The sequence below is a fragment of the Bacillus sp. BK450 genome (genome assembly GCF_004364885.1).
Lineage (GTDB): Bacteria > Bacillota > Bacilli > Bacillales > Bacillaceae > Bacillus > Bacillus safensis.
In genome coordinates this window covers 677,144-691,501 of sequence record NZ_SOBQ01000003.1, presented here as the reverse complement: position 1 = coordinate 691,501, position 14,358 = coordinate 677,144, and the positions used below count along the sequence as shown (strand labels likewise).

General features: G+C 38.0%; 10 protein-coding genes. 2 read left to right on the top strand and 8 right to left on the bottom strand.

Annotated elements, in window-relative coordinates; all coding sequences use genetic code 11:
- Window positions 1-20: 20 nt before the first annotated feature.
- On the bottom strand, window positions 21-1,334 hold the full coding sequence (locus tag EV579_RS13350) for a HAMP domain-containing sensor histidine kinase (protein ID WP_133744602.1): 1,314 nt from the start codon (window positions 1,332-1,334) through the stop codon (window positions 21-23).
- Window positions 1,315-2,016, bottom strand: a complete 702-nt coding sequence (locus EV579_RS13345; RefSeq protein WP_133744601.1) for a response regulator transcription factor — start codon at window positions 2,014-2,016, stop codon at window positions 1,315-1,317. The genes EV579_RS13350 and EV579_RS13345 overlap by 20 nt, the downstream gene beginning before the upstream one ends.
- A 248-nt stretch (window positions 2,017-2,264) precedes the next feature.
- On the opposite strand from EV579_RS13345, the gene EV579_RS13340 reads away from it, so the two are divergent.
- Window positions 2,265-3,470 carry a DUF418 domain-containing protein gene (locus tag EV579_RS13340; protein WP_133744600.1) on the top strand — a complete coding sequence of 402 codons (1,206 nt, stop codon included), beginning with the start codon at window positions 2,265-2,267 and terminating at the stop codon, window positions 3,468-3,470.
- A gap of 83 nt (window positions 3,471-3,553) precedes the next feature.
- Here the strand turns inward: EV579_RS13340 and EV579_RS13335 are convergent, their stop codons facing one another.
- A complete protein-coding gene (locus tag EV579_RS13335) occupies window positions 3,554-4,486 on the bottom strand; it encodes a helix-turn-helix transcriptional regulator (RefSeq protein ID WP_133744599.1) in 933 nt (310 codons plus the stop codon).
- 82 nt (window positions 4,487-4,568) lie between these two features.
- Between EV579_RS13335 and EV579_RS13330 the strand changes: the two genes are divergently transcribed.
- Window positions 4,569-5,219 carry an FMN-dependent NADH-azoreductase gene (locus tag EV579_RS13330; RefSeq protein WP_133744598.1) on the top strand — a complete coding sequence of 217 codons (651 nt, stop codon included), beginning with the start codon at window positions 4,569-4,571 and terminating at the stop codon, window positions 5,217-5,219.
- A 169-nt stretch (window positions 5,220-5,388) separates the two neighbouring features.
- Here EV579_RS13330 and EV579_RS13325 read toward each other — a convergent pair whose 3' ends face one another.
- The 5 genes from EV579_RS13325 to EV579_RS13305 form a co-directional block, all read right to left on the bottom strand.
- The gene (locus tag EV579_RS13325) at window positions 5,389-7,005 is read right to left on the bottom strand and encodes a type I restriction-modification system subunit M (RefSeq protein ID WP_133744597.1); all 1,617 of its coding nucleotides are present in this window, start codon (window positions 7,003-7,005) and stop codon (window positions 5,389-5,391) included.
- An 18-nt stretch (window positions 7,006-7,023) separates the two neighbouring features.
- The gene (locus EV579_RS13320) at window positions 7,024-8,157 is read right to left on the bottom strand and encodes a restriction endonuclease subunit S (RefSeq protein ID WP_133744596.1); all 1,134 of its coding nucleotides are present in this window, start codon (window positions 8,155-8,157) and stop codon (window positions 7,024-7,026) included.
- Window positions 8,158-8,199: 42 nt separating this feature from the next.
- Entirely contained in the window at window positions 8,200-11,256 is a 3,057-nt protein-coding gene (locus EV579_RS13315; protein WP_133744595.1) for a type I restriction endonuclease subunit R, read from the bottom strand.
- A 4-nt stretch (window positions 11,257-11,260) separates the two neighbouring features.
- A complete protein-coding gene (locus EV579_RS13310) occupies window positions 11,261-11,839 on the bottom strand; it encodes a restriction endonuclease subunit S (RefSeq protein WP_073979054.1) in 579 nt (192 codons plus the stop codon).
- Between the two features lie 647 nt (window positions 11,840-12,486).
- Window positions 12,487-14,349 carry an alpha/beta fold hydrolase gene (locus EV579_RS13305; RefSeq protein WP_133744594.1) on the bottom strand — a complete coding sequence of 621 codons (1,863 nt, stop codon included), beginning with the start codon at window positions 14,347-14,349 and terminating at the stop codon, window positions 12,487-12,489.
- Window positions 14,350-14,358 lie beyond the last annotated feature (9 nt).

Genomic DNA, 14,358 nt, shown 5'->3' with positions numbered 1-14,358 from the left:
CCATGTTATTCATTTGTCAGCTATATTTTAATATGCCAGAATCGCAGCACGATGTAGTAAACGCCGTTCTTTTCCATCCTTTCAAACTGCCCGTGCATGCGGGACATCATTCGTTTTATGCTTCGTTCACCAAGTCCAGTGCTTTCCTGGGTGTTATCTGTCTCGTTTATCGCATTGCTGATATGGATCTCAAAGATTTCTTGGTCGGATAGAAACGTGAGATTGATATCTTTTTTCGGGTCAGCGTATTTCAGTATGTTCGACATCAGATTATCAAACACTCGGCCAAGCTCCTCGACATTCACATTGATATAGCTGTCTGGCAGCTCTCCTAAAAGATGAACCTTAAATGTCTCTTGCTGCAAAATCGCCACCTGATCTGATAAGAGATCGTAAATGACCTCTTTGACTGCAACTGTCTCAAGCTCAGGTTCATGTTCTTTATCAAGTAGAAAATAGGCGAACAGATTATCAGATAGATTTTTCAATTGCAGTGCTTTTTCATAAGCACTTGCTATATAATGATCCTTACGGGTATCCGCTCCAGCCTCCTCTTTTTTCGCAAACTCCAAATTCATCATCAGCGACGTCAGCGGTGTTCTCATATCGTGTGACATTTCAGTAACCAAGCTGCGGCTCTCTTCTTGCAGCTCATCAATGGCTTGAAGCTTGTCCAAAAAAGCTTTACGAAGGTCCTCAATACTTTTGGCAATCATCGCTAATTCGTCATGCCCTTTCACCGTCATCTCATAGTCCAGCTCTCCGCCTTCAAGAATATGTATCTCTTGGTGAATCGTTTGCAGGTAGCGCAGACTTTTGCGAATACCGAGAAGAACCATGAGGAGAAAAATAAGCGTTGCTCCGAGCAGCTCGAGTGTAAACGCAAGATCGTGGTAACGAGACGAATAGAAACCATCCACCATGACCCGACCTTCACCGTCGCTAAACTGAACAGGAAACGAATGTTGCTCAGCGTACTGGGTCACCTTTTCTTTTCCGTACGCCGATTCATCGGCAGCGGAATAAATAGAGTCATATTGCAGCACTTGATCCTTGAAGATGGTCAAATTAATGTAATTCTCTTTTTTCACCCACTCGCCAAACGCTTTTCGATCCGTTGAAGACAGCTCATTCTCAGACACATAGCGGCTGAATTTTTGAATGTACTTGGCTGATTCCTGATCGTAATACTCGTCCGAACTCAAATATCCATCGATCAAATCATTGGTGATCTTTTGCAGCGTCAAAAAGACAATACCACTCACAATTGCAGCCACCAAAATCAGCAGTGCAAGCTTTTTGGCCAGTGTATATTTACGATGTGGATGTGCCAAATCGATATCCTCTTCCCCATTCAGTTTTGATATATACAGGACGCGCAGGATCATCCTCAATTTTGGCACGCAGCTTTCGAATATGCACCATCACCGTATTGTTGGAACAATAGAAATAAGGCTGTCCCCACACGCTTTCATAAATATTTTGGGCTGAAAAGATTTTGTTTCGCCTGCTCATAAGCAGTTTTAACATCCGATATTCTAGATCAGACAGCTTAATTTGCTGGTTTTCTTTCCATACTTCATTAAATTCTTCACTTACCTTCAGTTTGCCCCCAACAAGAAAGGTCTCTTCCTGTTCCTTCTTTTCCTGATAGACAGTATACCTGCGTAATTGTGCAATCACTCTAGCATGAAGCTCCTCTTGTGAAAAAGGTTTTGTCATATAATCATCCCCGCCGGCAAGTAAGCCTTCGGTTTTATCGAATGTACTTGATTTGGCTGTTAGAAATAGAATCGGGACATTGGAAGAGGCTCTTATCTGCTGGCACGTTTCGATGCCTGAGAGCCCCGGCATCATCACATCCAAAATCACCAAATCGAGCGAATCGTCCACAAACTTCAATGCTTGCTCGCCATTCATCGCTTTTAGCACCTCATATCCTGCACGTGAAAGGGATTCCTGCAGAAGGTCCCCAATATCCTGATCATCTTCTACGACTAATATTCGATGGGTCATGCCTCTCACCTCATGTAATGTGTTGCTCTTTCTTTTATGTCTTTACTATATATCATCTAGTTATGTGAAAAGATACAGCATAAACCTTAACAGTTTATGAATTTGACCATCTGCCATCAATTTGTCACATTTATTTTCAAAAAAATGGATCTTCATAAATTGTTAAGAATTGGGCCGTATATTGATTCATTGTAGGATCAATGAATTGATCCGAATCACATTATCATAACAAGAAAAGGAGCATGGATATGAATGCAAACAAAGTAGCACACGGACAACCGATGAGTCTGCGGGAACGGGTTCATTTCTTGGACATTGTACGAGGGTTCGCCTTAATGGGGATTATTCTAGTCAATTACTTTTTGATCGTGGATTCGGCCAAGGGATTTGACATGCTGTCAAATGATGTCTTTCACAATGTGGTGAATTGGTTTGCCTCAGGGAAATTCATTACGTTGTTCTCCTTTCTATTCGGCGTTGGTTTTATGATTTTTATGGATCGAGCTGCTCAGAAGGTGGACAGTCCGAATAAGCTGTTTGCCCGCAGATTAACCATTCTCTTAGGATTTGGCCTTCTGCATTTAACTTTTGTTTGGATTGGTGACATTTTGGCCTATTATGCAGTCGCTGGCTTTTTATTGCTTTTCTTTTACAAACGCACAGCCAAAACCATCCTATACTGGCTCATCACACTTTTTGTGATTCAATTGCTCACACCTATTTTCACGATGCTGTTCAATACTGTCAGTTCAGGATCATCAGGCAAGCCGGACTTTGCTGATTTTGAATTAATCAGCCACAACAGTCTGACTTATTTAGCATCTATTGGTGACCGGTGGACAGATATGGTGACAATGGCTTCAAGTTCTTTTTCCACCGTCTATTCTATGTTTTTCATGTTTTTACTTGGTGTGTATTTTGTGAAAATGGAGTTTTTCAAAAACATGGAGGCGAAAAAAACGATTTGGAATCGCATTTGGATCATTTTTGCCATCGCTTTTCTCATCACCCAAGGCAGTACGATCATAGCAGCGGTCAATCCTTTTGAAAATACACTCTGGATGAACATTGCCACTGCTCTGGAACAAAACGGGGGATTAACTGGCAGTATGTTTTATATGAGTACACTTGCGATGCTGTTTCTTCACGTCCCTCAGCTGCGAGGTGCTTTGATGGTCTTTACCAAAGTCGGACGCATGTCACTGACCTGCTATTTGCTTCACTCCATCATTGGCACAATGCTATTTCTGAAATACGGAGCCGGACTTGCCGATCATCTTCACCCTGTTGGCACGTTCATGATTGGGCTGGGGGTTTATGTCTTCCTAGTGCTCTTCAGTACACTATGGTTAAAGCGGTTCAAATATGGCCCGATGGAGTTTATTTGGCGTCAGCTGACATATGGGAAGGTTGATGATCAACCGAAAACAAATACAATGGATATGGCGAAGTAACTGAAATAATAGTAGTTAAAAAGAGTGGGAAAAGGCGAACTTTAGTGGTTCGCCTTTTCTGTAGTATATTCATTTTTTTTGATTCAATACTTGTCAATCACTTCTCGTAATTGATTCAAATAACTTTCTTTCAATTCATCTGGGTATTCAATTTTCACATGTTTCCCAAATGACATCAAATAATGAGTCATATACGATAATTCTTCTTGGTTGTATCCACCCACAATATAAGGGATCTGATCAATGATCTCCAATCTCATATTTGGGTAATGATGCTTTAAAAACTTTTCTTTTCCTTGTTCCGTTAATCGACATTTAAATGAGATATCATGATAAGTTTTTTCGTATTCGAGCTGCAGTTCTTTTAATTCTTCCTTTGTAAATGTGTCTCTGATTTCTTCTTCAATCACCATGTCCTTCATAAAGTCACATCTATAGATGCCCCACTTTTTATTTTGAACATCATATGCTTGAGAAAACCAAATGCCATTTCGATAAAACAACTCAAGAAATTGCAGCCTGATCCATTTATTTTCATATTGAGTGTACGTCATCTTCACGATTTGATCTTTCATCATTGCCTGTAAAATCAATTCCAAATGATTTTGTTCACTAACTGGTGCGACATTATAGTAATGAATCACATCCAAAGTCTCCGTAATCATTTGCTTTTTCTCATCAGACATTGTGGCAAACAACTTTTGCCGAATTTGTGAGTAAGATTTTTTAAATGGTGTTGCTGACACCAGGTCTAGAGCTTTTAGAGCGAAAAAAATAGCTTGGACTTCTTCTATATTGAAATAAATAGGAACCAATGGAGATTGATTCACCAGTCGATATCCTCCGTGTCTGCCAGGTTCAACGTAAAAAGCTAAGCCCATGGACTCTAGTTCTTCTATATCTCTTAAAGCCGTCCTTTTAGAAATGTCAAATTCGGATTGTAAGTCCTTTAACTGAAAAGAGTGTTTATCGCTTAAAAAAATAAGTTCTTGGTTTAATCGTTCTGATTTTTTCATTTGTTTTCCCTCTTAAAAAGGTGACTTCTTTTGTCACCTTTATCATTTATACTCAGCTTATCAAAAGAAAAGGAGCATGTACATGCAAACATTAATCATTAACGCACACCCAGATTTTACTCAACAAGAAAGTTATTCAAACAAACTGCAAACTCTTTTTTTAAAACAGTTTAAAGAAAGGTTTCCTCATGAAGAACCAACCATTTTACATTTATATGGAACTGAAATTCCTCGTATCGAAAAAGAACAGCTGCTAGGAATTTGGGATAAGCAAGCATCCGAACAAGCATTAACGGCTGACGAGGAAAAAATCGCCGCTGCTTCATCTGCTTTATTGGCTCAATTCAAAGCACATCATCGAATTGTGATCGTGTCACCTGTTCATAATTTCAATGTGACTTCACGAATGAAAGATTATATAGATAATATCTTTATTGCGAGAGAAACGTTCAAATATACAGAAAATGGTTCTGTTGGTCTGATGACTGACGATTATCGTGTACTTTTACTTCAAGCAAGCGGCTCAATTTTCACAAATAACGATCGATATACACCTCTGGAATTTTCACATCATTACCTAAAAGAAATATTTCAAAACTTGATGGGGTTTCATCAATTTCATATTGTCCGAGCACAAGGAACAGCGATTTTAGAAGAAGAAACGATCTTGTCATCTGCAGCTGACGATTTGTCTAAAGCTTTTGATGAGTTTTACTCACCTAGCGGGATGTAAGTTGTATTTTTTCAAAAACAAAAAGACCAAAAACGTTTGATATCACGTTTTTGGTCTTTTATTATTAGCCGATAGAAACTTCCATTTCGAACTTGATTAATACGGAAATAAAGAAATTTTCAAGCCAAAAAGAGACATGAATTAAATCCAATACTCTTTTTTAAGACTATTATTTACCTAAAAGACGGATAAATTTACTTAGTTCTTCTTTTGCTTCATCTGTTGTCCCTTCCAGCTCATTCAATAGCCCAAACAAATTATCATATGAACTCGCAATTTCCGCTTTAACTTCTGCCAACTCTTGAGCCACTTGTGAAAGGGGAATAACTTCTTCTTCTTCAAACGTGTCAACATAACGTGGAATGTTTAAATTGTAATCATTTTCTTTGATTTCTTCCAAAGATGCCACATGAGCATATTTTTCAACGTCTTTACGGTTACTGTATGTTTCAATAATTTTGTTGATGTTTTCAGGGGAGAGTTTGTTTTGGTTCTTTCCTTTTACAAACTCGTTTGAAGCATCAATAAACAAAACATCTTTACTCTTTCGAGCTTCACGACCTTTGAATACCAAGACACAGGTTGGGATGCTTGTGCCATAAAACAAGTTAGCTGGCAATCCAATCACAGTATCTAATAGATTATTATCTATGATATTTTTGCGGATTTTACCTTCAGAAGCACCTCGGAATAGTACCCCGTGCGGCAATACGATAGCCATTGTTCCAGTTTTATCTAAATGGTAAAGTCCATGCAGTACAAAAGCATAATCAGCCTTAGATGCAGGTGCTACACCATAACCCTTGAAACGTGTATCTTTTTCTCGATCAACATCTTTTGTATCCCATTTATGAGAATATGGTGGGTTTGATACGACGGCGTCGAACTTCAAAGGAATTTGTGTTCCATCTTTTTCGGCAAATGGCCAGTCAGCATCCAGTGTGTCTGCACGTTTCAACTCCATATTGCGATAATTTACCCCATGCATCATCAAGTTCATGCGAGCTAAGTTATAAGTCGTCGTATTCAACTCTTGCCCGTAAAACTCAACACTTCCTTCTTCATCACCATTTGGTAATTCTTTTTGGACTGTTAAAAGAAGTGAACCTGATCCCATTGTAGGGTCATAAACACGGAATTGACCGCCAGTACCATCTGCATCATTCGTGACGATTTTCGCTAAGATTTGACTAACTTCATGTGGTGTATAAAATTCCCCTCCTTTTTTACCAGCATTTGCAGCAAATTGTCCAATTAAGTATTCATAAACATCACCCAAAATGTCGTGCCCTGAATCGTCTTTGAAAGTGAACTCGTTTATTATCAACACGATATCATTCAAAGCCTTTGCACGTTCGTTTGTACTTGAACCTAGACGTGTGTCCCCAAAGTTAACATCTGAAAATACATTAGCAAAATCAGCTTCGGCAATCGCGTTACGTTTTGCATTTGTATTGAATGAGTCAAACATATCTTGGAAGTCACTAGCTTTGATTTTATGATTTTCAATTTTTGATACGATTTTGTCCCAAGTGTAGGCAGGATCAATCGCATATCCGATACCTTTACTAATTTCCTCAAGATAATCTTCTTTTTCAGTTTCATCTGTCACTTCGTAGAACTCTTCCAAACCATTGATTTTTAAGTATTCATCTTGATTTTCTGATAAGTATCGATAGAACATAAATGGCAAAATATAGTTCTTGTACTCACTTGCATCCATAGTCCCACGCAGTTTGTTAGCCATTTCCCATAGCTTTGATGTAATTTTTGTTGCATTACTCATTTGTGTAATCTCCTTTTCTTATACAAACATTTGTTGAAGCAGTGATTGCTTTAAATTTTTAAGCGAACTTAACTCACGCTGATGAAGGGTGATGAGGTGGTCAAGGTTGGCAAAAATTGAGCCAATATGCTTTTGTTCTGCCAATTCAGGTACTCGAAAACTAATTTTCATCATCACATCTGCATTAAGTTTTGCACGTCCACCACCAACTAAATAAGGTTCAATATTCGTGTGTTTCATCGCATTCATTAGAAATTTATTATCTGCAATTTCTGATTTTGCTTGTAAGACATGAGCATGATTATTTACCCAAACCTTGCCGTTGACGTACTGGACAGGATAGTTCTGCAAATCATTGGCCCCATCTTCCGCAACTAAAATAAACTCACCATCATGAGTAAATCCTTCTACATAATCTTGAATACCGTTTGCTCCATAATACGGAGTGCTACCAGACACACGGTCAGATGCAGTAATTGGGACTCGTAAATTATCATATCTATCAGCCAATTCACTAACAGTACGCTGTTCCCAAGCATCAGTAAATCCTTCAAAGCGAATTTCAGGAACATTGGCTCCATCTTTCGGAAACATTTTTTGAAGCAGACTCTTTTTCGTATCCTTAAGCAGTTCCAGCTTGCGCTGATGAAGGGTGATAGTATTGTCAAGATCATCAAATAAGTCCACAATCTTTTTTTGTTCCTGTTCATTTGGAAATGTAATATCCATATCAGCAATCATTTCCATACGTACAGAATCAACAGATGTTTTGGCAGTCATTGCCATAACCCTTCGATAAAAGTTTTTAGAAAAGTAATAGTAAAAATATTTTGCTGAGACAGCACTATTGAAATCGTACATCCTATACACTCTTTGATGTAAATTGTATTTTCCATTTACATAATGAAATACTTTTCCTGTTCCAACTCCATCTCCAACTGTCAATACTGCTTCTTGATCATAAAGAAAATCGTTGCTTCTCTCAATAGTTGCCGAACGAACGTAAAATGGATATTTACCATATTCAACCTTATCCTGGGTATTTCCCTTTCCTGTAGAAATTGTGCATAATTCTTTAGCCTTACGCTGTTCCCAAGCATCTGTAAATCCTGTGAATCTGATTTGAGGTGATTTTGTTATTTTATCGCTCATTTCTGATCTCCTTTTTGTAGTCTGCATAATTTTATCACTTGACTATTCTCCCTTCTTAATTTCGTCGGCCATTTCGTAAAATGCCTTACGAAATTCAATGCGATATCGTACCCAAGTTAATTCTGCAATCTTTTCAGCTGCGATTTCTTTATAATCAGCTCTTGCGTCATTCATGATTGCTGTTAACTCACCTTGTTTATCCATATCCTCTTGACCTAATCGGTGTTTCTTAATCAAGTTTTCAAGTTCCTTAGGCTTTGTGCTGTTATCAAGTCCCCAAGTACGGATGAAGTTCGTTACAAGTTGGATATTCGTATCCTTTTGTGCTTGATCCATTGCTTGGTTCATTTTTTCAACACTTCGAGGTGCTGGATAATGATCAAATTCAAATTCTTTTGAGAAAATTTTAGATACAAAATGACTCACCTTAGATTTTTCTTTTTCATTGTCAGACTTGGCGATTTCAACTTGGATTTCATCACGTGTACTTTCCGCTTTTGACATTTCGTTCGCGTGAACTTCGTCAGCCATTCGGGCGATCAAATCAATCAAATAATCGTAGTTGATGGTCACATCGTGAATATGAACCATCGAGAGATTGACTTGCGAAATATCAATGTCTTCTCGCTTTGCACGTCGTTCTTTCAACTCACCTGCGATTACAGTTGTTAAAATGACTTCCTGCTCTTCAGTAATACCTAGACGTTCATAGAACTCTTCAGGATTATCATAGGCTGATATAGGATTTTTGTCATCGTCTTCGGTATATTGTTTCAACTGACTCAATAAACGATTATACTCTTTCAGATTCTCAAAGACTTCATCCTGTGCTTTTTCACTTGGTGGTAATTGTATAAAATCATCTGTGAGTGTGGAAAGCTTGTTGATGACTTGTTGCATCTCAGCTTGGACCTTGCTAAATGGTTTGGAAGTGATACCAGACTCTTCGTTGCCTTTCTTCAATTCTTCAAGTGAAAGCTGTTCGTCGGCAGATGCACGATTTGAATAAATAGCAAAAGCTTTATTCATTTCATACTCGTTTTGCTCCGGCCAACGATAATTCACGACATTTCCCCAAGGCTTATCGACAAGGTTATGTATTCTATTTGTACGTGAGTATGCCTGAATCAAGTTACCACCTTTAAGTGTTCGATCAATATAGAGCGTATTCATCTCAGGCGCATCAAAACCGGTCAAAAGTTGATCCACAACAATGACCAAATCTAAATAGTTGCCATCATCAGCTGTCTTGTTCAAACGTCGTGCTAAGTCTTCTGTGTAGGCTTTAACTGTCGTCATATCAAAAGCTGTGCCAAACATTGCATTATAGGCTTTGATGGCTCTGTGCAAGTTTTCGTTCGTTTTCAGCTGATGAACACTATTGGATGTATCTGCCGAGAAACTCACCGCAACTTTTAATCGTTGATCTACTGGACGACTCGCATTCTCTTCTGCAAACTTATCGAAATATTCCATCGCTCTTGGTGTACTTGCTTTGTTACCTCCTACATGAACTGTAAACAAGGCATTATATTTGCGCTCATTTGAACGTTTCTTCCAATTATCAAAGATGTCTTTCACTACTAACTTCACATGTTCTGGACTATAGTCGTAAACACTTCCACGAACATTATCATCAATATCATCTTCGGTAGGATCTTCGGGAGCCTCGATCGTTTCCTTAAATTCAACGTTAAACCCTAATACGTTTTTATCTGCAATCGCTTCTTTAATGGTATATGCATGTAATAGTTCACCAAAGATTTCTCGTGTTTCGGGGAATTTTGGTGTACCAGTATAACCAATCCAAGCAGAATTAGGAATTGCTTTTCGAATTGTTTCAAGCATCCCTTCATTTTCAGTACCACTGCCAGTTGAACGGTGGGCTTCATCCACGATAAAAAGAATATTTTCATTAAGTGGCTTGAAACTGTCCCGCCCTACATAACGCGACATTTTTTGGATACTTGTTACTATGATGTTCTTATCGCTTTTCTTCGTTAGTTTGCGATGAAGGTCTGAGATATTGGCTGTGTCACCCACCACACCAGTTTTCCCTTCAAAACCAGCAACAGGATCATAGGCTTTATAAGCATCTGCTGTTTGGTTGGTAAGTGCGATCCGGTCAACCAAGAAGATCACTTTATCTACATTTGATAGACGGCTTGCCAGCCACGCCGTCTTAAAACTTGTGATTGTTTTACCTGAGCCTGTCGTGTGCCAAATGTATCCTAATTTACCACCATCATATTTAAAGTCAAACTTTCTAACTTTATCAAGTACACGCTTTGTGGCATAGACTTGATACGGACGCATGACTTTGATACTTTCTTTGTTTTTTGTACCATCTAGTACCATGTAACGTGTTGCCAAATCATGAGCCATTGGAATGGACAACACTTTATCCGCAAATGTCTTCCATGATCGAATAGGGCGAGCATCATCTTCGTTTTGCCAGTTGAAAGCAAAAGCTCGGTTAAAATTTTCGAGTGGGGTATTTGCCATATAACGAATATCAAACGGTGTCATCGCGATTAAAATCTGCAAAGTTGAAAAGATACCGCTGAATTGTTTTTCAGCTATATACTGTTCCATCTGATTTATAGATTCCGTAGCGCTATGAAGTGCTTTCTTTAATTCAATTTGAATAATCGGCAAACCATTAATGAGCAAAGTCACATCAAATCTGCGAGTCGTTTTACCATCAACAACTTTTGGCCGTTTAATTTGATTTACTACTTGATAAACGGTATTCCCGCCACCGACTTGGGCTTGATCGAATACTGTCAAGAACACATGTCTACCATTATCAAGGTCAACTTCAATTTCAGAAACACCATTAACGCCATACAAAAACTGTCCGGCCTGGTAAGGTGATTCGATACTAGTGATGATTTTCTTCACTTGGTTAAATTCAGTAACAGACAAGGGCTCATCTAATCGTGCGCTATTGTTTTGTTCTAGGATTATTTTAAAGTTATCCCAAAGTTGTTCAGTTGTTTTAATGTCTTTTTTGTATTCCCATTGTTTTACTCCACCGATTTTGGTCAAATAATCGATAACTTCATTTTCAAATGCTAATTCCGATTGACTTTTCATTTCATTACTCCCCCTTTAATGTTTCTTCTATTACCGAGCTCGTAAACTGCCATATCAAGTCTGCGTATTGGCTTAACTTATTTTGTAACTTCATTGTTTCTACGTATATAGTGCCTATTTTCTTCTGTTCCTCGATCGGAACAACTGGAACGATCATTTCTCCAAGGGCACGAATCGGAATTCTTAGAATAGAGCCAGTCCCCTGTGACCCCCTTTCTTTTTGCTGCTTCACATCTTTATGAGCATTAAACAAGTAAAGAAAATATCTCTTATCAAGTTGTTCGCTATCAAACTCTATTTTCGTAAAGTTGAGGGACAACACTTTACCAACATTATTTTCACCAACAATTGTGGCCAGCTGCAATGAGTTACTGATAACAACATCACCTTCATTTAACGATAGGTTATTTTGAGATAAAGGTTTTTCCTTTTCTTCAACAGCTACGTCCTCACGATGATAATCAGCTTCAAAAGACGCTTGGTCATAATAATTTATTTTTTGAGTTTCAAACTGCTTTTGTGCTCTTGTTGGATTAATACCAGGAACGAATGTTACGAATTCATTTAATTTACTTTTCTTCAAATAAATCGCCCCTAATCACATATATGATTTTTTGAAATATTTCTATATTACAAATTAAAACATACCAGAGTTGCTTCGTCAACGATAATATGAAATATTTATATATTTCATATTATCGTCTTTGAAAAAGCCTACTGAAACTATTTTGCAATTCCCATTTATACTCTACCGCGCCAATTTGTTAAAGCAGTATTGCGAAAATGTATCCCTATTCAATGTCATTTTTGTTACCACCAACGGCCTCAAACCGCTAATACCAAATTGCTCTTGCACAATTTTAAAATCCCAAAAAAACAAACAAAACCCCGGTGCGCTTAAGGAAAAAAATTGAAATTTATTTCTAAGCGCTCTGGGGCATAAATCGATCAAAACAACAGCCGACATTTATCTAGTTATTACTGAAAAATAGAAGAAGACGAACTTCAAAAGTTCGCCTTCTACACTATTCAAATCCTTGATAAATAAAAGGTTTTTAAAATTTAACCGAGTGAACCTTCCATCTCAATCTTAAGTTATCTTGTTGTCATGATCCCCACGTTTTATATTTTTTATACTTCATATAAAATAATTAGCGTTGCCATCTAATTTTAAGGGTGTTTTGTAGGTGTGCCCACATCACAGTCAAGGCTAAGAAAATACAACTCTTTTTATCTCTCATCTGCTAGTATACTATTTTTTATGATCAATGCTGCCGTTTCACTCGGATGGCTAATAGGAAAATGATGGCCATACGGAACTAAATCAACCTGACCAAGATACAATGGAGCAGAATAGCCTTTGTCATACTCCCCCCAAATCATGTGAAGATTATGCTTTGTTGCTTTATTGAAATCATCTTGATCGTTTTTCAACAGTAACTGGTTAAGCTGAACCGTCGTATTTAAAATCCTAGGAGACGTAAAACTGTGTCTGATTTTTTCAATATAATGTTCAGGGATGTTCTCCGTCCTTTCAAACAAACCATTACTTAATAAATAACGCTCTATCATTTTAGGAGTTGCTAATTTTAATGACCATTTGTTCATCCATTGTGGAACATTTAGCGATTTAGCATTTCTTTTGACAACTGGCGGCTGAAGTAAAGTGATTGAATACTTCTTATCTATGTACCCTTGTCCTAGCGCTTTCAGTAGAATAAACGCACCGAATGAATGGCCGATTAGATGTGCACCATGAGCCGCTTTCTCTAATACCTTTTTCACTACATTCAAATAGATATCTAGAAGATGTTTCTCTCGTTTAAAAGGAGAACGCCCCAAACCTGGAAGATCCAAGATCCATACAGGCTGACCCGTTTTTTCATGAAGCTCTTGTGCTAAAGGAAATAAATCCTCTCCATCACTCAATAAACCATGTAATAAAATAAACGGCTTCCCCTCTCCTTGTAATTGGTAAAGGGTATTGTTATCGCATAATGTTCGCTCAAATACATGATGATGCTCACCATGTTGATCCATCATGCGATAATCCAGATCAGCTACTACGGCAGGGAAAAAGTTCATGACACTCGTCCTCTTAAACCAATCTCCCCCCATCATTTTTTTCACTGAAGCATTTGAAAATGTTCGTTTAGTCATAAAATTGAGTCCATCAGAAGGAATGTTTGTTATTTTACTTACTCCACTTTTCATTATTGCTTTCATAAACGGCATTGGGACAGAGATTTTTGGTGCTCTCATATTCATACTTTCCGACATCATACTTAATAATTCAGCAATGTTCTGATCTTGCTCTTTGTCTTCAACAAGTGTATATGTTTGAATAGCCGGCTGCTCCATCTTGAAAACCTGCACAATAAACTTCGCAAACTCATCGTTTGAAATCAGTGGCAGCCTATATCCTTTACCTCCAGGAATCACTGGCATAAGCCCTCTTCGCATACTTGTCACAAGCAATCCTAATCCTGCTATCTGCTCTGTACTCCCTGTTTTACTACTGCCGACCACAGTTGGCGGATTAATGACAGACAGCGGATAACCGACAGCTGATGCTTGTTGACGGATATAAAGATCTGCTAAAAATTTTGTTCTCTCATATGGATTTTTGATTTTCAAATAATCGTTTCCTTCTTTAAACACATCAATTGCAATCTTGCTATTTTCATCATCAAAGGGGCTCATATAACCGACAACATGAATAAAATGCTGCAAGCCCTTCAATTGATGAATATTTTTAGCCAATTCACCAATATATTTGGCGCCATTTAAAAAGACGGAAGCTGCCTTTTTACTTGTCGCTTGAATATCCATAGGGCCTCCTGCGTGAATCATCACATCCGTCTTCAATACGCTCTCTTTATCTTCAGGACTTAGACCTAAATCTATTTTCGTCAAATCACCTTCAACAAAGTGCATCACTTCCTGTTGTAAGATGCCTCTTTCTTGAAACTTACGTGCTGCTTTACTTTTCGACCTCACTAAAAGAAGAATGTTCACATCCTCTTTCACTAGTTCTTCAACTAATTGCTTTCCAATAAAGCCTGTTCCACCTGTTAAAAATACTGTTTTCATATGAAATCT

Bases quoted from the DNA above. Each gene is read 5' to 3' on its own strand.
- EV579_RS13335 (WP_133744599.1), bottom strand. From the start codon at position 4,486: ATGAAAAAATCAGAACGATTAAACCAAGAACTTATTTTTTTAAGCGAT.
- EV579_RS13315 (WP_133744595.1), bottom strand. From the start codon at position 11,256: ATGAAAAGTCAATCGGAATTAGCATTTGAAAATGAAGTTATCGATTAT.
- EV579_RS13345 (WP_133744601.1), bottom strand. From the start codon at position 2,016: ATGACCCATCGAATATTAGTCGTAGAAGATGATCAGGATATTGGGGAC.
- EV579_RS13325 (WP_133744597.1), bottom strand. From the start codon at position 7,005: ATGAGTAATGCAACAAAAATTACATCAAAGCTATGGGAAATGGCTAAC.
- EV579_RS13340 (WP_133744600.1), top strand. From the start codon at position 2,265: ATGAATGCAAACAAAGTAGCACACGGACAACCGATGAGTCTGCGGGAA.
- EV579_RS13330 (WP_133744598.1), top strand. From the start codon at position 4,569: ATGCAAACATTAATCATTAACGCACACCCAGATTTTACTCAACAAGAA.
- EV579_RS13305 (WP_133744594.1), bottom strand. From the start codon at position 14,349: ATGAAAACAGTATTTTTAACAGGTGGAACAGGCTTTATTGGAAAGCAA.
- EV579_RS13320 (WP_133744596.1), bottom strand. From the start codon at position 8,157: ATGAGCGATAAAATAACAAAATCACCTCAAATCAGATTCACAGGATTT.